Source organism: Caproicibacter fermentans (assembly GCF_014303955.1).
GTDB lineage: Bacteria > Bacillota > Clostridia > Oscillospirales > Acutalibacteraceae > Caproicibacter > Caproicibacter fermentans.
Genome location: NZ_CP060286.1, coordinates 21,722 through 42,841, shown reverse-complemented (window position 1 = coordinate 42,841; position 21,120 = coordinate 21,722). Strand labels below are relative to the sequence as shown.

The following is a 21,120-nucleotide window of genomic DNA, read 5'->3' as shown; positions in this document are numbered from 1 at the left end:
AATAAGTATTATGATATAAATGATAAAAGTTGAATCAACTTTGCCACAGGCTTCACAACGGGTAATAAATTGTTTTTGAAGGTGAATTAATGAGCAAGGCGATATGCCAAATAGTAGACTCCTCGGGTAATCTGCCACGAAGTTTTATTAACCAGCAAAACATCAGTGAGGTTCCATTCTATTTTAAATTTAACAACCCCGATTACTGCCGCGAAAATATCGATTATAACATTACTGATTTTTATAAGCATATGGAAGAATATCCCCATCAGGTCCCCAAAACAGCTTGTCCCAATATTTATGATTGGTTAACCATATTTGAGCAGCAGTATGCGAGGGGCGCGAAACAATATATTGTGACGACAATTTCTTCCAAACTGTCTTCAAGCTTTCAAACGGCCATATCTGCAAAAAAACTATTTGAAGAAGAAAATAGCGATATCCAAATAGAGGTGATCGATTCAAACATCTGCGCTTGTGGACAGGCTTCATTGGAAATTGGGATCGCTAAAATGATCGAAAGCGGTAAGAGCTTTGAGGATATTGTTGAGACGGCCAATAAAATGGTTTTAAATACAACCACGCTTTTTGCGGTGGACAGCTTAAAATATATGAAATCCGGTGGCAGAATCGGAGGCGCGGCCGCTTTCCTTGGAAAACTAACCAACGTTAAACCGATCTGTGAATTTGTGGATGGCGTCGTTCACCCGGTCAAAGCTGTAAGAGGAAGAAAAAACTCACTTAAAACGATGATCGATATCGCGGTTTCAAGGATAAGTGATATCAATAAAATGATTGTTATAATACAAAACGCTGAATATCAGGAAGATGCGGACTATATCATCAATTATTTAAGAGAAATAAGCAATTTTGCCGGCCAAATTTATAAAAGTGACCTGGGGATTACCGTAGGAGCGCATTCAGGTCCTGGAGCAATAGGAATCGGCTTTGTGGAAAATCCTCTGATATAATTAGTGCCCCGCAAACCAAGTAACAAGTAATAAGAATAGCAACTCAGCAAATCCAAGTAAAGTCAACAGTCGCTACAGGCTTGGGAGTGATCAAAATCAAATACCGCATCAGCGATGTCGCGCGGATCCTTGGAATGACGCCGGGCGCTCTGCACTTTTTTGAAAGTGAAGATATTATAAATATCAGGTTCCTTGACTCAGTAGTGGCTATTGGCATTATAGTGGCATTGATTAAATAAATAACGATAGAAACAGAGTTTCAGGTTAAACAAAATTGAAAACGAGGTGGCTTAAATGAACAAAGAGTATCAAGTCCTATTTGAGCCGGTCAAAATCGGCGGAGTCGAATTGAAAAACAGATTTTGTCTGGCACCCATGGGTCCGCTCGGACTTTCCGACACGGAGGGCGGCTTCAACCAGCGCGGGATCGATTATTATGTGGAAAGAGCGAAAGGCGGTACGGGCCTCATCCTCACAGGCGTCACCTTTTCGGACTGTGAAGTTGAGAAACAAAGCATGCCGAACTGCCCGAATTCCACATACAACCCGGTCCATTTCGTGAGAACCGGCAGAGAAATGACCGAACGAATTCATGCTTACGGAAGCAAAATTTTTCTTCAGATGTCGGCGGGATTCGGTCGTGTGACGATTCCTACGAACCTGGGGGAATTTCCGCCCGTCGCGCCTTCTCCGATTCAACACCGGTGGCTGAACAAAACCTGCCGCCCACTTGAAGTGAAAGAGATAAAAAGCATCGTCAAATCGTTCGGCGACGGAGCCTTCAACGCGAAACGCGCGGGATTTGACGGCGTTCAGATTCACGCCGTTCATGAAGGTTATCTGCTCGATCAGTTTGCTATTTCAATGTTCAACCAGAGAACGGACGAATACGGTGGGTCACTGGAGAACAGGCTTCGCTTTGCGAGAGAGATCGTTGAGGAAATCAAATCGCGCTGCGGCGAAAACTTTCCTGTATCAATGCGCTTTAGCCTGAAGAGCATGATTAAGGACTGGCGCGAGGGCGCTCTGCCGGGTGAAAAATTCGATGAAAAGGGCCGCGATATCGAGGAAGGATTGGAAGCTGCGAAACTTTTGGTTCAGTATGGCTATGATGCGCTGGATGTCGATGTCGGGACCTACGATGCTTGGTGGTGGAACCATCCGCCTATGTATCAGAAAAAGGGTCTCTATATGCCGTATGCAAAGCTGGTAAAAAAGGCGGTCAACGTCCCGGTATCCTGTGCTGGCAGAATGGATGACCCGGATATGGCGCTGGAAGCAATCAAAGAAGGCGTCTGCGATATCATCAGCCTTGGCAGGCCGCTTCTGGCCGATCCTTGTTACGTCAACAAATTAAGAGCAAACAAGGTGGACGAGATCCGCCCCTGCATTTCCTGCCAGGAAGGCTGCATGGGGCGCATTCAGGAATATTCGGCAATCAACTGCGCGGTGAATCCCCAGGCAGCCCGTGAACGCTTCACAGCCTATAACCCGGTAGTGAAACCGAAAAAAGTGCTTATCGTCGGCGGCGGTGTGGCAGGATGCGAGGCGGCCCGTGTTCTCGCCCTGCGCGGCCATATGCCGGAGGTGTTCGAGCAAACCGATAAGCTGGGAGGAAACCTGATTCCCGGCGGCGCCCCGGACTTTAAGGAAGACGACCGGAAATTAGCGGAATGGTATCGGAATCAGCTGAAACTGCTGAATGTTCCGGTAAACTTTCTTCGCAAGGTCACAAAGAAATTCGTCCTTTCGAGCGATTATGACGCTGTCATTGTCGCGACGGGCTCAACCCCGAAGGTCTTTTCTCTGGGAGACGATGCCCACGTTTATACGGCGGCGGACGTTCTAAACGGAGAAAAAGATCCCGGCGAGTCGACGGTCGTCATCGGCGGCGGACTGGTTGGATGCGAGACCGCACTGTGGCTGGCACGGCAGGGCAAGAAAGTCAAAATTGTGGAAGCTCTTGACAAACTTCTAGCTGTAAACGCGCCTCTTTGCCACGCAAATAGAGAAATGCTCGAACGTCTGATTCCCTATAACAACATTGAAACAATTACCTCCGCAAAGGTCACAGGTTACGGCGGCGGAAAACTTTCAGTGGTCCTGAGCGGAGAAACAAAAGAGCTGGAATGTGACAGTGTAATTCTGTCGGTCGGCTACAAGCCTGAAAATTCGCTGTACCGGCAGCTCGAATTTGATGTATCTGAAATCTATCTGCTGGGAGACGCAAAGAATGTGGCAAATATCATGTATGCCATCTGGGATGCTTTTGAAGTTGCTAATAACATCTGAATTCTGCACGGAAAAGGCCGTCGACTTTTTTTTCGACGGCCTTTTGCTATGCCTGAATTTATTCGGCTTGGATAATATAAAGTCCTATCCCGGCATTACATAAGATCTTTTTTACTCGGGGACATTTGACCTTTTTCCTTCTGACCGATTGCCATTAAAATAGCGGAGACCCAATAGAAAATGAAATCCCTATGGCGATGATTTGAATATGACTTGTACCAGGATTTATGATTTGAGGCTCATTGGTCATTGCCGTAAAAAAGGGATTGAGGAGATCGGCAGCAGTGGAACGAGAACACCCGCCAGATCCGGAAAGGTCCAGAACCATAGGAAGGATGCTTCTTGGGCAAGTCTGTCACCTTCTCCAACCGCCCGGGAAAAACCCTAACTAATATTAAAACGTGCAAGCATGTTTTTAAGCTTTTTAGCGGGAAAAGGATTGCCGTGAGCAGGCAATATCGTTTGAGCTCCGGCAGAAATCAATTTTTGAATGCTTTGATAGGTTTGCTCAAGGTTACTGTAATAGATCGGACGATAATGAGTACCGGTGAATTTCAGAAAATTCATAGCCGCATCCCCCACAATAGCAACACCATCATCGCACAGAACGCTCATGGAGTCGGCAGAGTGCCCCGGCGTAAACAAAATATCAGCATGAATGCCAAGTGCCCGCAAGATTCTCTGATCATCACCGTCAACCAATATATCCCGATTATTGATGAGAACAGGCGGATATTTGAAATCCTTGTGGAATAATTCGAAAACGGAGAACAAAAGCCGCATACGGCGGGTTATGTAATGTCCTTCTTCTTCCTCACCGCTGTCCCCCTGAGCCAAAAGAGGGACAGATTTTTTTTGCACAATCAAGGGAATCCCAAATTCGTATTTGAGCTTATTTGCAAAACCGGAGTGGTCGTCGTGGTAATGGGTAAGCAGCAAATACTTGATCTGGTCAATTTCGATTCCGGCCTTTTCCAGCCTGTTTCTGAACTTTTTATAATCGGTTTCATAACCGGTATCAATTAGCAAATAACCATTCGTACACGGGAACAGATACACTTTCGTAATTCCTAAATTCAACCGGATGTAATTACTCATCATGAATCCCCCATTTCGCAAATAAGAGCTAGTGCTCTTATTGCAGAATAGCAGAAGCTATTCCTTTTGTCAACAAACAAGAGCGCAGACTCATGTTTGTTGACTTATGCACCCTTGCTATAGTAAAATAAAACAGGATTGGTGGTGGACTCAGCATGAGTGCTGATAAAGTTAGAATACCAAAGCAAAAGCGCAGTATTGAAATAAAGAAAAAAATAAAAGCAGCCGCGCAAGAGCTGTTCTCTGAAAAGGGATATTATAATACATCTTCAAATGAAATCGTAAAAGCTGCCGGATCATCCATTGGGGCCTTTTACTCGTATTTCAGCGACAAAAAGGCATTATTTATTGAAATCCTTCACGAATACAATCAACATGTTGTTGCCCAAGTTCAGGTGAAGCCCCTTCAGGATGACGATCCCAAAATTATCATTCGGCAGTATATCCTCGCAGTGCTTGACGCTCACAGTTATTCTCCCGAATTTCACAGAGAAATTCTAGCCATGACATATTCGGATGAAGAAATTCGGAATATCGTCAATCATTACGAGGCAGAAATGATTAACCATATTGCGCAGCTGTTAAATGAAAACCGAAGATTAATAAGAGTTACCGATACAAATAACGCTGCCTTTCTGATTTTTAAGAGTGTAGAAGAGGTCGTTCACAGCATACGGATATTTGGCCGTTCTTGTGATGAATCTGCCTTGATTCAGGAACTTACAGATATGATCTGTTTCTATGTGTTGAAATGAAAAGTGAAAGAGGAGATATTATATGCGGGTAGAAAATTACGACGCCTTCGCAAAAGGCAGCTTATTATCCGGCTCTAGGAAAACCGGTAATGTACCTTCGCCGAATTATAACGATTTTGACTTTAATACGAAGAAACCTCTTGCCATGAGCGATGAAAAATACAGGGAAGCTATCATAGAACAGGCAAAAAAAGACCAGTCTGCCGGAAAATTTCAGTCGGATTCCGCTGGGTTTAGAAGCCTGGTAAAAAGTTATGTTTCTGCTGTTTCTCCGGACAGAAAGAATATTATCTCCAGGGGATTCAAAGCAATATTCAAAAATAGCAATCCACAGCCTAAAACACTTAACCTGATCGACTATCTGCTTGGCAGCGTTAAGTATTGTAAGGAAGCAGCTGATGTGTCTTATGCTGAATTTTACGACAGCACTGGTGAAATGGTGGCCTCTTACTCAAACGGCAGGTGGATTTCCTATGGAACAACGGCGGAGAACGCCCGTGAATCCGAGCTTTTGGGTATCTATAATGAGGCTTGGAATAATGCTGCAAAATCAAATCAAAAAAACAGTTTTGTGGCAGACACTCATATAGGTTTGATTGATCAATCCGTTTAGTCCGATTTATACTCCGTACATTAGTGTGCTTATAAAACATACGGTAACATGCGATGCATTCGTTTGTGCAGAGAGAGGAAGCGAAAAACATGAATGAAAATGACGTTCTGGCGGTAAACAATCTGTCACTAGGCAAATCGGATTTCATTGAATTTGAGAAGGCAATCAGGAAAAATTCGGGTAAAGTAACTTTTATTATAGTCATTATTTGTGTGGCAGTTATCTATTCGGCTGCTATTGTATCAGCCCTGCTGAAAACCCACATCGTATCAGAAGGACTACTGATCTTGATGACTTTTTGTTTGATCATTTCCATTTTCGTGTACGCTGTGTTTCCGCATTGGCTTGGTGGAGTACGCTATAAGCAGTATTGTATGACTCACAACAGTACAGGGCGAATGATCTTTTATTGGGATCGTTTAGGGACAATGGTCGGTGAAGAAACGGTTCAAACTCTTTTTTATACAGAAATCAAGAGAATTGTTCAAACGGACAATCTTTTTATCATGGAATTCTCCAATAAAGTATATTCCTTCGTACGAAAAGACGGATTCACAGAAGGATGCTTGGAAGCCGTCCAAAATCGATTGCATAAAAAGTAAAAAGGCAGGGAAAATCACGCGGCCACATCAGTTGCCTTTCATCATTATTAAGAAATTCAAGGCAAATATTTCCAATATCCGAATAATCCGAAACAAAAATCGGGCCGATAAAAAGGGTTGAAAGTAGCAGTATGGTACAATAGTAAAAAGAACTCATGTATAAAAATACAGCGCCGACACCTTTCCATTATGGAGGCTATATGATGTATAAAATTTTGGTTGTTGAAGATGAAGATATTCTGCGCGAAGTGATAGTAGATTATTTGATCGCGGATGGATATCAGGTACTAGAGGCCGCCGATGGAGAGAAAGCTATAGAACAGTTTCACTCAAATCCCATTGATTTAGTAATCCTTGACATTGTCCTGCCGAAGCTTGACGGCTGGTCCGTGTGCCGCAGGATACGGAAAAGCTCCGGTATTCCCATAATCATTTTAACTGCCCGTTCCGATGAGGATGACTCTCTTCTGGGGTATGAGCTGGGCGCTGATGACTATTTGATCAAACCATACAGTCCCCGCGTTTTAATGGCAAAAGTAAAACGCTTTCTTGAAAAACACGCTGATACCATAGAACGAACGCCTTTATCATCCGACGGTATTGTCATAAATATGGAATCAAGACTTGTTTATGCAGATGGCATTACAATTAATTTGACACATACAGAATTTGAAATTTTAGCTTATTTAATGCAAAATAAAGGAATTGTAATTACCAGAGAGCAGCTGATTACAAAGGTATGGGGCTATGATTTTTATGGTGATGAAAAGACAGTGAACAGCCATATCAGAAATCTGCGTGCAAAGTTGGGCAGTAAAGGCAACTGCATTGTTACCGTGATCCGATCTGGATATAAATTCCAAGAGGAACCGCTATGAGAAAAAGTATCGTTTATAAATGGTTTCTATTACTGGCTTTTATTTTTTCCACGGTGCTTTTATTCATTGGCATCGCGCAAAATTACTTTTTTGAAAAGTATTACATCAATGAAAAATTAAATACTCTCAAGACGTACATGGACACATATTCTGATCTGGCTGCAAAAAAAGGATCGGAAGCGGCATCGGCCGATCTTTATCAGAATAACCACGTCTGGATAACCAAACTGGATAAATACGGACGGATCTGCGATGTAAAAAGTTACTATCTTGAAGTGAAACTAAAAGACGCATCCCAGAATATTTGGAGAATTCCAATGTACTCCTTTGAAGGAGAGTTTTCATCCGACGTGCATTCTTTACTAAAGGAAGGCGATGACGTAACGATCGACGCAGTTAATCTAGCGGATGAACAGATCCCTTATCAAATACAGACGGGTCCAATGGGTTTCGTAAATTTAAACATTGCAGACAAACTGAATGGGCCTCATGCCGATAAAGCGTACCGTAACCTTGAAACCGGTCTGTACAGGGGAACCATAACGAAAACCGTATTTCCAGAACAAACCGGGAATTTGCCGTTTCCTTATCAGGATCGTTATTTTTTGGAGCAGGTAAAAGAATTTCAGGCCGGTCTGTTCGCTGATGATGCCAAACTCCTTCAGGAGACGGAAGAGCTGAGTTCAACAGAAAATTTTGCCGAATATAGGATCATCATAGAACCGGTAAAGAAAAACGGGGTAACGGAGTATATTTTCGCAATGATTTCTCTTCAGCCCGTCGATGAGGCGATTGCGGTCATACGGCAATTCTATCCTTACTTCTTAGGATTTACCTTACTATGCGTTCTGTTTTTAGCATTTATTTTTTCCAAGTGGCTGGCGAAACCGCTGATATCCATCAATAAGATTACGGGAAAAATAGCAAACATGGATTTTTCCGAAAAGCTGCCCGTGCATTCCGAGGATGAAATCGGTCAGTTGTCCAGGAACATCAATTATCTGTCGAGCCAGATAGAAACGTATATTAATCAGCTGAAGCAGGATCTTGATAAAGAAAAGCAGTTGGAAAACACACGGAAGGAATTCATTGCCGGCGTGTCTCATGAGCTGAAAACACCTCTTGCTGTTATGAAAAGTTGTCTCTCTATTTTAAAAGACGGAATTGCGGCTGAAAAAAGAGACCATTACTTTCAGGCGATGGAAGACGAAATACAAAGGACGGACATGTTAGTCGTCAACATGCTGGATCTGGCTAAATTTGAATCCGGCACCTATAAGCCTGAAATGTCTCCTTTTAAGATTGATGAAGCGATAAACGACGTCACCGCTTCGCTGGCCGGGCAGATAGAGGAGAAAAATATCGCGCTCACCTTAGAGCTTTCTCCCCAAACGGTCTTCGGTCATAAAGGTCTAATAAGCCGCGTAATTTTCAATTTTCTCAGTAATGCGATCCGGCATACGGAAAATGGACATGCGATTGTAATCACCGTAAAAAGCAATGAACAAGCAGCAGAAATCAACATAGAAAACCAGGGAAATCCGATCTCAGAGGCAGATAGGTTAAAGATATGGAATCAATTCTATCGTGTTGAGGAAAGATCATCCAAATCAGGTACAGGTCTTGGGCTTTCCATATCCAAGGAAATACTGGAGCTTCATCATGTATCTTATGGTGTGGAAAATACAAAAGACGGCGTCCGATTTTTCTTTATACTGCCGGTACAGCCATAAAACAATAGTTGGCCTTAACTTGATATCGTAAAAAAAACGTGACTGCCGTGAAGGATGATATCCTTCGCGGCTGTTTTTTTAAGCAGGAAGGAAAAACAACATCTAAACTTCATCCCTTCTGCACCTGTTCTGCATTTTGTTGCTGTAACATCCAGGTATCAAAAGGAAAGAGGTATTTCTTATGAAAAAAATAATGATATGTTTCCTGATAGGCATTCTTCTAATTGGTACGGCTGCCTGCGGGAATAAACCTGCCGGAAATGAAGCAGCCGAAGATGATGATATTAAGGCTCAGTTTGAAAACAGTGTGTTTTTAGGAGATTCCATTACCGAAGGTTTTGCTTTTAATGAGATCCTGCCGAGCGAAAATATAATGGCTGGGGCGGGAGCTACGGCCGGATATGTCTATGAAGAGTACATGGATGATTTAGTCGATAAGAAACCGGATAACGTCTTTATCCTGTTAGGATCGGACGATATGCTCATGCCGGTAGATGATCCGAAAGCATTATTTGAAATTGATTTGACAAAGCTGATTGATCAAATAAAGGAGAAGGTGCCGGATATAAAAATATATCTCCAATCCATAATGCCCGTAACACAGGAGGCGATAAAGCAGTACCCGCGCTATAAAGAAATAGACGAATATAATCAGCTACTGAAAGAAATGGCGGGAAAGCTATCCGTTACTTATGTGGACATAGCGGCTATAGTAAATGAAAACCCCGATTTGTTTGCCGAAGATGGTGTTCATTTCAAAAAGGAATTTTATCAGCTGTGGCTGAAGAAGCTCTCCGAATCAATATAACGGTGGGCATATGGTATTCAGCAGCCTGTTTTTTACATTCGCTTTTTTGCCAGTCACGGTAATCTTATATTATTCTTTATGCGGGTCGCTCACTCCTCGAACGGTTCGCCCGTGGGCCAATGGACAGCATTTAAGGAATCTCATGCTGATTGCCGCAAGCCTGTTTTTCTATGCATGGGGAGATCCTGCCTATGTATTATTGATGTTCATCTCCATCATAATAAATTATTGCATAGGTTCTTTTTTAGACAAAGATACTACCGGCAAGCGAAGACGAAAGCTTTTATTAGCAATAAGTCTGGTGCTTAATTTAGGCTGTCTCGCATATTACAAATATTTCGGTATGCTAATCGGTACAATAGCAGCCATCGGCGGCGGGAATCTGAATACGGCAGCGCCGGCGCTTCCTATCGGGATTTCATTTTATACCTTTCAAGCGCTATCCTACGTAATTGATGTATATAGGGGGAAAATAAAGCCGCAGAAAAGTCTGATCCTGTTTGCACTTTATATTTCGATGTTCCCGCAGCTGGTCGCCGGGCCGATTGTGAACTATGCGGACATTGAATCACAGTTAGCCGAAAGACACACGACTCTCCGAAAATTCAGCACGGGGCTTCGATGCTTCCTGTGCGGTCTGGCCAAAAAGGTGCTGCTCGCCAATAATATAGGTCCGCTATGGTCTGAAGTAAAAGCCATGCCCGGTACAGAAATATCTGTACTTATGGCATGGGGCGGGATCATTGCCTTTACCTTGCAAATTTATTTCGATTTCAGCGGATACTCTGATATGGCCATCGGATTAGGAAAAATGTTCGGCTTTCATTTCAAAGAAAACTTTAAGTATCCATATATTTCGCAAAGCATCTCGGAGTTTTGGCGAAGGTGGCACATCTCCCTTGGAACATGGTTTAAGGAATATGTCTATATCCCTCTTGGCGGAAACCGTGAGGGCAAATGGAAGCTAATTCGGAACATACTCATCGTATGGTTGCTTACGGGACTCTGGCATGGCGCAAGCTGGAATTTCGTTTTATGGGGACTTTATTTTGGCATTTTAATAGTATTAGAGAGAATGTTTTTGCAAAAGCGGATGAAACGATGGCCTAAAGCTGTCCGTCTCACATACTCACTGCTGTTAATTGTGATAGGCTGGGTGTTTTTTGAATTTTCCAGCCTGACGGATGCGCTGAGTTATCTGGGAATTCTGTTAGGAGCGGGAGGCAATGTATTGATTGATGCCCAAACAATCGCTAAGCTTGAACCGTATACCGTCCTGTATCTTGTATGTATCATAGCGGCCACACCTTGGCCGAAGAAACTGGCGTTATCACTAAAAAGGGTTCCATGCAATCTTTATAAAATAGCGGCAAACGCGTATTATTGCGCACTCATATTTTTTTCAACGGCGTATATGGTTGGTTCCACCTACAACCCGTTTATTTATTTTCGATTTTAATCTGGAGGATTAGGATTACAATGCGAATAATTAGAAAAACCACTTCTGCTGCTTTACAGAGCATCCTACGTGTAATTCCGTTTATATTTATGCTTACCATGTTGATCTTGCATCTGATTTTACCGGATAAAACATTTTCAGAAGATGAAATGCGATATTTAACTCAATGGCCTGCCTTCCGCGTTGAAAGGATACTGGATGGCAATTATAAGACAAAAGTCGAAACATATTTTTCAGATCAGTTCCCTTTCCGCAATTTTTGGGTCCATATAAAGAAAGGTTGCAGCCGCAGCGCCAATTTTGCATGAGACCTGCCATGTTTTCACAGAAATAATCAAACTTAATTCATGCATACTAAACTGAAGGGAAGTGAAAAAGATGAAGAAATCAGTGATTCCATTGATATTTTGTATGTTGATTCTTTTGACATCATGCGGTAAAAATTCTACTGACGATAACAGTTCTTCTGCTGCATCGGAAAAAGAGTCATCAGCAGTGACAGCAAACGCAGATAAGAGCGCCGTAGCACAAGCAAAAAATGAAAGCTCAAGCTCCATTGGTCCCTTAACAGATTTAGGGAGTTTGGACAATACAAAACAAGGCTGGGGGCAAGGTACGCAGGTTGACTCTGATAAACGCCCCGTATCCTGTACGCAATTTCAAAATAAATATGGAAAATACAGCGCCGTTTTTATCGGGGACAATACGAAAAAAATATACCTGACTTTTGATGAAGGGTATGAAAACGGATATACTTCAAAAATACTGGATTCATTAAAAGAGAAACAAGTACCCGCCGTATTCTTTGTGACTTATGATTATGCAAAGAGGAACCAGGACCTGGTTCAACGCATGATTCAAGAAGGGCATATTGTTGGAAATCACAGTTATACCCATCCGTCTATGCCGACTCTGAGTCTTTCTAAAGCATCCGATGAAATCACGAAGATGCATAGCTATATCAAGGAAAATTTCAATTACACCATGACATTATTCCGCCCGCCAATGGGCGAATTCTCTGAAAGAACGCTTGCTTTAGCACAAAGTCTAAAGTACAAATCTGTTTTTTGGAGCTTTGCCTATGTCGACTGGAATCCTCAAAAACAGATGGGCGCTGATAAAGCGTATAAGAAAGTGGTGGACAGTCTTCATAACGGAGCAATTTACCTCCTTCATGCCGTTTCCAAAGATAATGCGGATATATTGGGTTCCTTTATCGACAAGGCGAAAGAAGAAGGCTATGAATTTGCGAGATTATCTTAATGGTTTTAATTTCGGGCTGTAATTCGCATAGGGAAAACAAGTCATTTTGTGACGTTATTACTATTCCTTCTTTCACGGTAAGCCGCCGTTCGAATGCTCAACTGCTCTGGGGTCCATTTTTATTCTGAAAGCGTGAAACGCCGCCTTTTGCTCCGCCTAACGGCGCTTGGCATGACAAAAAAATCCGAACAGGGGGCAGCCGCCTCCGTGTTCGGATTTTACCTGCGTATTGCACAGCAGATCCGAATGAACATTCTCCGGCGTAAGCAGAATATCCGCACCTGGATTGCGGCAATAAATAAAGGACCGGTCCCCTTTTTCGTCCAGCAGAACAAAAACCAGCGTGGTGTGCACCCGGTCGGTCCTGGCAAGATTTTGGGTGGAAATTCCGTTCAGGTCCAGGGTGGTTTTCAGGAATTCACCGATAACCAAACTCGAACAGCGGCTCAATTTTCCGGGCATCGTAATAGCGGTAACCCAAAAAATGTTTTCCCGGTACTGCGCCAAGAGCTCCCGTGTTCTATCCCTGCTTTCCTTCCGCCGCGTTATATCATGTTAAATTTTTCAATACAATCAAGCTTGCAATGAAAAAGGTTTCGTCCCTAAAATGGTCGGAGCCGTGCGTGATTGAAAAGCAAATCTTGCTATGCTATACTGAATAGGATTTGACTGGGAAAGGGTGTGACTTTTGTGCATAAGTGGAATAAAGCAATGACAGTGGACGGGTGGGTCGGGGCCGATGAGCTGGGCGTTACCTATGTCCATGAACATCTGATGGTAAAGCCCCAACTGGATGAACCCCGATTTGCCGATTATACGCTCCAGAATGAACGGGCTTCCACTCGGGAAGCCGAAAGCTTTCGGGAAGCGGGTGGTAAAACGATCGTCGAAATGACCCCGATCAATTACGGCCGGGATCCGGCAGCTTGTAAAAGAATCGCGCATGCTGCCGGCATCCAGGTGATTTGCTGCACCGGTTTTCATAAACAGGAATTCATGCCGCCCTGGTTTGGGGAGAAAAATGACGAGGAGCTGTACGGCCTGCTGCTGAACGACATGGAAAACGGTATGGACGGAACCGGGATCCATCCGGGAGTTATCAAATTCGGCACCAGTTTGAACGAGATTACGCCGAATGAGGAGCGGTCCATCCGATTGGCTGCCCGCGCGCACCTTGAGACGGGAATTCCGGTAAGCACCCACTGTGATAAGGGCACCATGGGGATGCAGCAGCTGGACCGGCTCGAAAAGCTCGGAGTGGATCCGTCCGATGTTTTGCTCTGCCATATCGACAGTAAGCTGGATGCCCGGTATGCAATCGATCTGTGCAGGAGAGGAGCCAATATCTGCTTCGACCATGTGGGCCGGGAGCTTGCGGATCACGACAGGGTTCGTGTGAAGATGATTCTGGAGCTGCTGGAGGCTGGCTGTATCGACCATATTACCCTGTCGGGAGATATGGGCAAGGTGAATTATCTTCCGGCTTACGGCGGCCGCCCGGGGCTTGCATATATCCTTACGGGGCTCAGGCGGGAGCTTATGCATTATCTTTCAGAAAACGAATTTGACCGGATGGTTGTGGAAAATCCAAGGCGCTTTTTTACGGGGCAATGAACGCCGGTGGGCCTGTTGTGGGATTTTGCAGAGGGAACGTGATATGCAGAATAAATTAATGGAATATCTGAAAAAGGAAAATCCGCGCCGACCGTATACCGACAGTCAGCTGGCATCTCTTCTGGGAATACGGCGGGAACGTGTGGTTACTCTCCGTCATGAGAGCGGGATACCGGATTCCAGAGAGCGAATCAAACCCGTACTCAGAAAGGACTGCACGGCCCTTCTTGAGAAGAATGGTTCCCTCTCCGACCGTGCGCTGACTATAGGTCTGAACGAAATGGGGTACGCTGTTTCACGGTATCTTGTCAATATGGTTCGGAAAGAACTGCCGGCGCCTTCCTTGGGGAAAACTGAAAAAAAGCAGTCTTCTTCACAGAATCAGACGGGAAAAGAAGAGGATTTTTCCGGTATCATAGGATGGGACAGCGGGTTGAAAACCCAGATTAACCAGGCGAAAGCGGCCGTGGCTTATCCTCCCAACGGGCTGAACACACTCATTATCGGCCCTTCCGGCACCGGTAAAACATTTCTGGCGGAGACGATGTACCAATACGCCGTCCATCAAGGATACCTTCCTCCGGACGCGCCGTTTATTGCTTTTAACTGTGCGGACTATGCGGATAATCCGCAGTTGCTGATCAGTCAGCTTTTCGGTTATGCGAAAGGGGCGTTCAGCGGCGCGAACGAGACGAGGGACGGTCTTGTGGGAAAAGCGGACGGAGGAATCCTATTTTTGGATGAGGTACACCGGCTTCCAAGCGAGGGGCAGGAGCAACTGTTTTATCTGATTGACAAGGGTGCCTACCGCAGGCTCGGCGATTCCGGTCCGGCCCGCAGGGTCAGCGTCCGACTGATCGCCGCGACCACCTCCGCACCGGAGTCCAGCCTTCTGCTGACGTTTCGCAGGCGTATCCCGATGCTGATTACGATGCCGGATCTTGAAAACAGATCGGTTCAGGAGCGGTATGCCATTCTGCGTTATTTTTTCGCCCAGGAGGCCGCCAAGCTGAAAAAGACTTTAATTGTCGACCCGCAGGCCGTCAATATTCTGCTGCAATACCCATGCCCCGGCAACGTCGGCCAACTTCACAGCGATATTCAGGTGTGCTGTGCGAACGCGTTTCTGGAAAGCATGTCCTCAAATCAAAATGAGGTTCGAATCGGTCCGGACTTGGTGGAATACCTGCTGCGGACCGATTCACAGCTTCGCAGTCACCGCAGACAGGACGGCGGGCGTTTCTGGCGCGAGCTTGTTTTGTCGGGGAACGAACTGGACGGCGGGGAAGTGCAGTTTCCCAAGGAAGGCATCTATCAGATGATCCGAGATACCCTGCTGGAACTGCAGAAAAACGGTATGAACGACGAGGAGGGCCTCCGCGTGGCAAGAGCCAGACTCTCCCGGCAGATTCGCCTGTTTTACCAGGACCAAAGGGAAAGCGGCGCCGGGCCGCAGGACGGCGAACAAATGCTGAGCAGCTTGGTGGACCCGACGGTGTGGTTTGCTGTGCAGCAGGCGGTGGAACCGTTGAAATCGGAATTTTCCCACCTGGACGAAAACCTGCAGAGCGTTCTTGCCATTCATCTGGATGCCGTTGTGCGGAATCTGGCGTCCGGCACGTACAGCCCGAAGGAAGACCCCGCGAATTTACGAAAAAAATACCCGAAGGAATACAGGGCATCCCGCGCGATGCTTGAGTCCTGCTCCAGACAGATCGGTCTGAACCTGCCGGAAGAAGAGACTGTAATTCTAACGATGTACCTGCATGCTTTTTCCTCCAGTCAGCCTGCCAGCAGGGTCCGAATTGTCGTGCTGACCCACGGAGAAGTTGGGCCGGCTATGGCGGATGTGGCAAACAGACTGCTTCGGGATGACAATGCCGTCGGTATTGCGATGGGACTCGATGAAAAGCGCGATCAGGCTCTGGAACACGCCGTCTGCAAGATACGGGAGATCGATGAGGGAAAGGGCTGCCTGCTTTTGGTGGATATGGGTTCTCCGGCGACTTTCGCGCCGGAAATTGAACTTCGCACCGGAATCCCGGTGCGTTGCGTTGCCCGTGTGGATACCCTGATGGTTCTGGATGCCGTAAGGCGCGCGGGGCTGAGCGAGGAATGCACACTGGACGAGATGGCCGACGCGCTGGAATCCGGGCGGCTGAACGCGGGTTATTTCCGCAGTGACAGACGCACCGGAAAACCGTCTGCGGTTCTGACCGTGTGTGCGACCGGCGAGGGAAACGCGCGCAAAATCCGCGGCTTTATGGAAGCCACGATTCCGGAATGCAGCAGCATTCATATTATTGAGCTCGGCATTATGGACCGACGCGCAATGCTCGAAAAATTGGCGCGGATCAGAAAAGAATATGATGTGCTTGTCGTCGTGGGCACTATGAATCCGGATCTGCCCGGAATCCCTTTCCTTTCCATGAATTATGTGTTTTCCGGTCATGGAACGATGACTCTGACCAACCTGCTTGCCGACTGCGGCCAGGTTCGAAGCGGTCTTTCGGGGCTACTTCGGCCGGAACTGATTTTCTGTGATGTCGACTTCACGGATAAAAACGAGGCGATTGACTTTTTGACGGAGAAGCTTTTCCGTTCGGGATGTGTCACTTCGGATTATCTGCTCAGCGTTTACAAAAGGGAAAATATGGGGGTAACCTGCCTCTCAGGTGGAATTGCCATTCCTCATGGGGACACGGCTTTTGTCACAAAACCTGCAATCTGTGTCGCAAAAACCCGCCGGCCCATCGAATGGGCGGAAGATTTTGTGCCTGACTTGGTGTTTTTGTTCGCTCTGGATGAAAGCTGCACGCAGGCCGTACAAATTTTTCACCGGATAATTCAGGATGAACAACGGCTCTACAGCCTGCGCCACGCCGAATCATCTGCAAAAATATATGAAATTATGACAAGCTGAACAAAAACAGCCAATAATCTGGCATAGTATTTGCTCTTTTATAGATAGATGTGAGCGATCCGCTTATGTCTATCTATTTTTTTACCCTTGAGAGGAGCGTGTCAATGAAGTCGAGTTTGGACCAGTTTCCGCGCGTCACCTGTATTCTGCGCGGATTTACCGCACAGGAGACGGATCGTATTCTTGTAATTCTTTGCAGGAGTAAAATACGTTCTGTCGAAATTGCTTATAACACGCCGGATGCCAGCAGAATTCTTAGGGATTCGATTCAAAAATACGGCGACCGTATTCTGTTCGGCGCGGGAACGGTTACCTGTCAGGAAGCCTTGGAAGATGTGGTGGACGCGGGTGTTGATTTTGTTCTTTCTCCCGTCACCTTCACGCGTGAAATGCTGCGGTATTGCAGGGAAAAGAACGTTATCAGTGTGCCGGGCGCTTTCTCCCCGAGCGAAGTCGCGGCACAGTTCGAGCGCGGCGCGGATATTGTAAAAATTTTTCCTGCGGTCACGGTGGGCCCTTCTTATTTCAAGCAGCTGTCCGGTCCGATGGGGCATCGGCGCCTGATGGCGGTGGGCGGTATCAGCGCTGATAACGCGGCGGAATTTATCGGCGCCGGCGCCGAATATCTCGGCATCGGGTCTGGAATGTTCCGCAGGGAAGACGTCGCCGCGGGAAATACGAGTGCCATGCGGGAATCCGTCCGTGCCTTTGAGACTGCCCTGAAACTGTAACTGTAAGGAGATGAGAGAATGACACTGAAAGACATGATTTTCCGTGACTGCATTTTGACGGATGTGCGGGCTGCCGATCAAGAAGACGCCCTCAGGCAGATCTTTGAAGCGCTCTATAAGGCCGGAAAAGTAAAAGAGTCCTTCTATAACGCCGTTTTAAAGCGCGAAACCGAATACCCCACCGGATTGGCTTTGCCGCACTGCAATGTTGCAATTCCGCATGTGGTTCCGGAGCATGTGAATTCTTCCGCTCTCGGCATAGCGGTTCTGCGCGAGCCGGTCTTATTCCGGCAGATGGATAACCACGACCTGACGACGGAAGTCCGGATTATCTTCAGCATCGCACTGGGCAGAGAGGGAAAGCAGATTGAAGTGCTGCAGAGCATCATGAAAATGGTGCTGGAAAAAGATATGATTCACGCAATTCTGAAGGCCGGTTCGCCGGAAGAGATTGAAATGATTCTTAGAAAGGTAGGTTAAGCGTTATGAAAAAGATTATGGTTTGCTGCGGATCGTCTATGATTACTTCGACCCTGGCGATTAACAAGCTCAAAAAGGTTGTAAGCGACGCGGGTATATCGGATGTGAAATTTATCCAATGCAAGTTTGCCGAAGTGCAGAGTCTTGTTAAAATGGAGCATCCTAATGTGATTGTACCCACCGGCGCCCTCAAGGATAGCCTGACAGACTCCGTTCCTGTGGTGCGGGGCACATGCTTTGTAACCGGTGTAGGTGAAAAGGAAGCGATTGACCGGATTCTGGAAATCCTGAAGAAATCCTGAATCGTTCAGATGGAAGCACAGGTGTTTTTTACTTAGCGGCGCTGCGGATTTTTCCCGCTGCCAAATAAAAATGGAGGAATTTGTATTATGAAGGTTGTCATTGATGGTTTAAACTGGATTGCAGGCCTTGGGCCCATGTGTATGATGCCGATTATCATGTTCGTGATCGGTCTGTGCATGAGGGTCAAACTCAGCACACTGCTAAAAAGCAGCATCACCACCGGCGTCGGTTTCTGCGGGGTTAATCTGATTATTAACACATTTATCAGCGAGGTCGGCCCGAGTGTGACCGAAATGGTAAAGCGCTTCGGACTGCACACGGATATCATGGATGTGGGCTGGCCCGCGCGCGCCGCCGCCACCTGGGCGTATCCTTTGGCCGCGGTTGTCGTTTTCGTTATTCTGGGCCTGAATATCCTGATGCTTGTTTTGAAACTGACGAACTGCGTCATGGTCGATTTCTGGAGCTACAACCACTTTATCTTCTGCGCCGCCATCTGTTATTATGCTTCCGGCAGCGCCATTGTGGGCCTTGTTGCCGGCGCGGTCTGCGCGGCAATCACCTTTAAACTTGCGGACTGGACCCAGCCGGTCGTTGAGAAAGCGTTCGGATTACCCGGCGTCTCGTTCCCAACATCCAACAGCATCAGCTGGGCGCCGTTGGCTTATCTGCTCAATAAGCTGTATGACCGTATCCCCGGCCTGAATAAGGTAAACGCCGACCCGGAGTCCATTCAGAAGAAATTCGGCGTTTTGGGTGAACCTCTGATGATCGGAACAATTCTTGGCGCGGCTTTCGGCATTTTGGGCGGCAACGATGTGGGCGGCGTTCTGAAAGTCGCCATGTATACCGCCGCGACCATGGTCCTGACACCGAAGATGATGCAGGTTCTGATGGAAGGCCTGATCCCTTTCGCGGACGCAATTAAAGAATTGCTGAACAGCAAATTTGCCGGCAATAACTTTCATATTGGAATCGACGCCGCTCTGACCATTGCGAATCCAAGCTGCATCGCGGTCGGTATCCTGATGGTTCCGACCACTATTCTTCTGGCGGCCGCCCTGCCCTTTAACCGTTTGCTGCCAATTTCGGATATCGCCTATCAGGCCATGTGGCTTTCCGCTTATCCGGTGGCTTTCAGCAAGGGCAACGTGGTGCGCAGCTACATCTCATGTGTAATTTTTACCTGCATAATGCTTTTTATCGCCACTGCTCTGGCCCCTGTTCACACGTCACTTGCGGTTGCGGGCGGCTACAACCTTGCGGGTGCATCGCTTGTATCGACAGAGGACGCCGGAACCCATTTGCTTTCTTACCTGCTGAACCTAATTGCCGGACTGTTCCATTAACAGCTTTTAAAACAACATATTTAAACCCGGACGGCGTAAAACTGCGCTGTCCGGCTTTCCTGTTAACCGGGAGGTAACTATGAAAATCACTGGAATTACCGTGTACAAAGTAAAACCACGCTGGATTTTTGTCAAACTCAGCACCGACGAGGGCATCGACGGTTGGGGCGAGATGATTTCCGGCACCAAAACAGAAACTGTTGTCGCAGGCGCCAAGGAGCTGGGGGAATATCTCGTAGGGCGGAATCCTTTTGAGATCGAGCGCCTGTGGCAGGAGCTGTATAAATCCTTTTTTCGCGGCGGCCCGATTAACGGCACGATTGTATCGGGGCTTGAAATGGCGCTGTGGGATATCAAGGGGAAATTCTGCAAACTGCCCGTTTACGAATTCCTCGGCGGAAAAGCGCGTGACCGCATTAAAGTGTATTCCTGGGTTGGCGGCGATCGCCCGGATGATGTGGCACGTGAAGCGATAGACCGCAAGAACCGAGGATTCGACGCGGTGAAAATGAATGCGACGGAAGAACTGCACTACATCGACTCCTTCGCAAAGGTGCAAGCCGTTGTGGACCGCGTGGCTTCCATTCGAGAAGCCTGCGGCTATGATTTCGGCATCGGCGTCGATTTTCACGGACGCGTCCACAAGCCGATGGCGAAGGTGCTGGCTCATGAACTGGAGCCTTATAAGCTGATGTTCCTGGAGGAAGTCGTTCTGCCGGAAAACGAAGAAGCCTTTCGCGAGGTTGCGCTGCACGTTTCCACACCGCTTGCCACCGGAGAGAGGCTAACCAGTCGCTGGCAGTACAAAAACTTGTTTCAAGAGGGCATAATCGACATTATTCAACCGGATGTGGCAATGGTGGGCGGCATTTTGGAAACCAAAAAAATTATTTCAATGGCGGAAGCCTTCGATATGGCGGCGGCTCCTCACGCACCCTACGGCCCGATTGCTCTTGCAGCCACGCTTCAGGTGGACGTCTGTTCTCCCAATGTGTTTATTCAGGAGCAAAGCCTTGGCATTCATTACAACAGGGGATTTGATCTGCTCGATTTTGTGAAAAACAAAGACATATTTCAATATAAAGACGGTTTTGTGGAAGTGCCGGAGAAGCCGGGCCTCGGCATAGAAATAGATGAGGAAACGGTCAAAAAAGTGGCCGCGGAAGGGTTGCGTTGGACAAACCCCAAGTGGCACAATTACGATGGTACTATGGCGGAATGGTAAAGTCACAAAGATCTGTTCCGGAA

The 21,120-nt window shown here is 46.6% G+C and carries 20 protein-coding genes; 18 read left to right on the top strand and 2 right to left on the bottom strand.

Annotated features, from left to right (window positions below):
* The first annotated feature begins 89 nt into the window (after positions 1-89).
* Both HCR03_RS00210 and HCR03_RS00205 read left to right on the top strand, forming a co-directional pair.
* On the top strand, positions 90-971 hold the full coding sequence (locus HCR03_RS00210) for a DegV family protein (RefSeq protein WP_066649022.1): 882 nt from the start codon (positions 90-92) through the stop codon (positions 969-971).
* 294 nt (positions 972-1,265) lie between these two features.
* Positions 1,266-3,263, top strand: a complete 1,998-nt coding sequence (locus tag HCR03_RS00205) for an oxidoreductase (RefSeq protein WP_156990233.1) — start codon at positions 1,266-1,268, stop codon at positions 3,261-3,263.
* Between the two features lie 384 nt (positions 3,264-3,647).
* On the opposite strand, the gene HCR03_RS00200 is transcribed toward HCR03_RS00205, so the two are convergent.
* Positions 3,648-4,364 carry an MBL fold metallo-hydrolase gene (locus HCR03_RS00200; RefSeq protein ID WP_156990234.1) on the bottom strand — a complete coding sequence of 239 codons (717 nt, stop codon included), beginning with the start codon at positions 4,362-4,364 and terminating at the stop codon, positions 3,648-3,650.
* 152 nt (positions 4,365-4,516) lie between these two features.
* Here HCR03_RS00200 and HCR03_RS00195 point away from each other — a divergent pair, with 152 nt between their 5' ends.
* The 9 genes from HCR03_RS00195 (at position 4,517) to HCR03_RS00155 (ending at position 12,472) form a co-directional block, all read left to right on the top strand.
* Positions 4,517-5,116, top strand: a complete 600-nt coding sequence (locus HCR03_RS00195; protein WP_066649032.1) for a TetR/AcrR family transcriptional regulator — start codon at positions 4,517-4,519, stop codon at positions 5,114-5,116.
* A 22-nt stretch (positions 5,117-5,138) separates the two neighbouring features.
* Positions 5,139-5,729 carry a hypothetical protein gene (locus tag HCR03_RS00190; protein WP_066649035.1) on the top strand — a complete coding sequence of 197 codons (591 nt, stop codon included), beginning with the start codon at positions 5,139-5,141 and terminating at the stop codon, positions 5,727-5,729.
* An 89-nt stretch (positions 5,730-5,818) separates the two neighbouring features.
* A complete protein-coding gene (locus HCR03_RS00185) occupies positions 5,819-6,331 on the top strand; it encodes a YcxB family protein (protein ID WP_156990236.1) in 513 nt (170 codons plus the stop codon).
* 200 nt (positions 6,332-6,531) lie between these two features.
* The gene (locus HCR03_RS00180; RefSeq protein WP_066649041.1) at positions 6,532-7,209 is read left to right on the top strand and encodes a response regulator transcription factor; all 678 of its coding nucleotides are present in this window, start codon (positions 6,532-6,534) and stop codon (positions 7,207-7,209) included.
* Positions 7,206-8,942, top strand: coding sequence for a sensor histidine kinase (locus HCR03_RS00175; protein WP_187036087.1), 1,737 nt, complete (start codon positions 7,206-7,208; stop codon positions 8,940-8,942). The genes HCR03_RS00180 and HCR03_RS00175 overlap by 4 nt, the downstream gene beginning before the upstream one ends.
* Before the next feature lie 181 nt (positions 8,943-9,123).
* On the top strand, positions 9,124-9,750 hold the full coding sequence (locus HCR03_RS00170) for a GDSL-type esterase/lipase family protein (protein ID WP_187036085.1): 627 nt from the start codon (positions 9,124-9,126) through the stop codon (positions 9,748-9,750).
* Between the two features lie 10 nt (positions 9,751-9,760).
* Positions 9,761-11,209: an MBOAT family O-acyltransferase gene (locus tag HCR03_RS00165; RefSeq protein ID WP_187036083.1), complete on the top strand. Its 1,449-nt coding sequence runs from the start codon at positions 9,761-9,763 to the stop codon at positions 11,207-11,209.
* A 20-nt stretch (positions 11,210-11,229) separates the two neighbouring features.
* A complete protein-coding gene (locus HCR03_RS20220) occupies positions 11,230-11,517 on the top strand; it encodes a DHHW family protein (protein ID WP_187036082.1) in 288 nt (95 codons plus the stop codon).
* 70 nt (positions 11,518-11,587) lie between these two features.
* A complete protein-coding gene (locus HCR03_RS00155; protein WP_083210241.1) occupies positions 11,588-12,472 on the top strand; it encodes a delta-lactam-biosynthetic de-N-acetylase in 885 nt (294 codons plus the stop codon).
* A gap of 156 nt (positions 12,473-12,628) precedes the next feature.
* Here HCR03_RS00155 and HCR03_RS00150 read toward each other — a convergent pair whose 3' ends face one another.
* Positions 12,629-12,904, bottom strand: a complete 276-nt coding sequence (locus HCR03_RS00150) for a PfkB family carbohydrate kinase (RefSeq protein WP_187036079.1) — start codon at positions 12,902-12,904, stop codon at positions 12,629-12,631.
* 258 nt (positions 12,905-13,162) lie between these two features.
* On the opposite strand from HCR03_RS00150, the gene HCR03_RS00145 reads away from it, so the two are divergent.
* The 7 genes from HCR03_RS00145 (at position 13,163) to dgoD (ending at position 21,097) form a co-directional block, all read left to right on the top strand.
* The gene (locus HCR03_RS00145; RefSeq protein WP_156990241.1) at positions 13,163-14,086 is read left to right on the top strand and encodes a phosphotriesterase family protein; all 924 of its coding nucleotides are present in this window, start codon (positions 13,163-13,165) and stop codon (positions 14,084-14,086) included.
* A 43-nt stretch (positions 14,087-14,129) separates the two neighbouring features.
* On the top strand, positions 14,130-17,009 hold the full coding sequence (locus tag HCR03_RS00140) for a sigma 54-interacting transcriptional regulator (protein ID WP_156990242.1): 2,880 nt from the start codon (positions 14,130-14,132) through the stop codon (positions 17,007-17,009).
* A 104-nt stretch (positions 17,010-17,113) separates the two neighbouring features.
* Positions 17,114-17,740 (top strand): bifunctional 4-hydroxy-2-oxoglutarate aldolase/2-dehydro-3-deoxy-phosphogluconate aldolase, encoded by a 627-nt coding sequence (locus HCR03_RS00135; protein ID WP_066649076.1) that lies wholly within the window; start codon positions 17,114-17,116, stop codon positions 17,738-17,740.
* Positions 17,741-17,758: 18 nt separating this feature from the next.
* Positions 17,759-18,220 (top strand): PTS sugar transporter subunit IIA, encoded by a 462-nt coding sequence (locus HCR03_RS00130; protein WP_187036077.1) that lies wholly within the window; start codon positions 17,759-17,761, stop codon positions 18,218-18,220.
* A gap of 5 nt (positions 18,221-18,225) precedes the next feature.
* Complete coding sequence (locus tag HCR03_RS00125; RefSeq protein ID WP_066649092.1) at positions 18,226-18,522, top strand: PTS sugar transporter subunit IIB; 297 nt, start codon at positions 18,226-18,228, stop codon at positions 18,520-18,522.
* Positions 18,523-18,609: 87 nt separating this feature from the next.
* Positions 18,610-19,872, top strand: a complete 1,263-nt coding sequence (locus HCR03_RS00120) for a PTS galactitol transporter subunit IIC (protein WP_066649094.1) — start codon at positions 18,610-18,612, stop codon at positions 19,870-19,872.
* Positions 19,873-19,951: 79 nt separating this feature from the next.
* On the top strand, positions 19,952-21,097 hold the full coding sequence (dgoD, locus tag HCR03_RS00115; protein WP_187036072.1) for a galactonate dehydratase: 1,146 nt from the start codon (positions 19,952-19,954) through the stop codon (positions 21,095-21,097).
* Positions 21,098-21,120 lie beyond the last annotated feature (23 nt).